This window comes from Gemella sp. GH3 (assembly GCF_013415425.1).
Classification (GTDB): domain Bacteria; phylum Bacillota; class Bacilli; order Staphylococcales; family Gemellaceae; genus Gemelliphila.
Genome location: NZ_JACBYC010000171.1, coordinates 1 through 547, shown reverse-complemented (window position 1 = coordinate 547; position 547 = coordinate 1). Strand labels below are relative to the sequence as shown.

Below are 547 nucleotides of genomic sequence, written 5' to 3'. Positions count from 1 at the left end.
TGGGGACTTGTAGCTTGTGGTTTCGTAGGTGCAGTAGCTTGGACAATTTATCAATTCACAGTTGCGATGGACTTAGGAAAAGTAGGCGCTTCTTTCCTAGGAAGCTTAATTTTAGGTTTAATGAGTCATACTATGAGCAGACGATATAAACGACCTGTAATCATCTTTATCGTTCCAGGAATCATTCCTTTAGTACCAGGAGGAGCTGCATACGAAGCGACTCGCTACTTAGTCTCTAATAATTATACTTATGCAGTAAATACATTTTTAGAGGTCACTTTAATTTCGGGCGCCATCGCTTTCGGTATACTTGTGTCTGAAATCATCTATTATATTTACACTCGTATTAAACAGTATTATGGTAAAATCAAAGGTAAAACTTATAGAAAATCTTATAATATGAATAATAGAGTTTAACCTTAAGGGGATGATTATAATGAAAGAACAAATTATTAACCGATTAACAAGATATGTAAAAATCGATACGCAATCAGATCCAAACTCTCAATCAACACCGTCCACAGATAAACAGTGGGATTTATTACGT

General features: G+C 35.1%; 1 protein-coding gene. It reads left to right on the top strand.

Annotation, left to right across the window (positions count from 1 at the left end; all coding sequences use genetic code 11):
* Positions 1–417 (top strand): threonine/serine exporter family protein (locus HZY83_RS06685; RefSeq protein ID WP_179943278.1); only part of this gene is annotated, 417 nt, incomplete at its 5' end.
* Between the last annotated feature and the right edge of the window lie 130 nt (positions 418–547).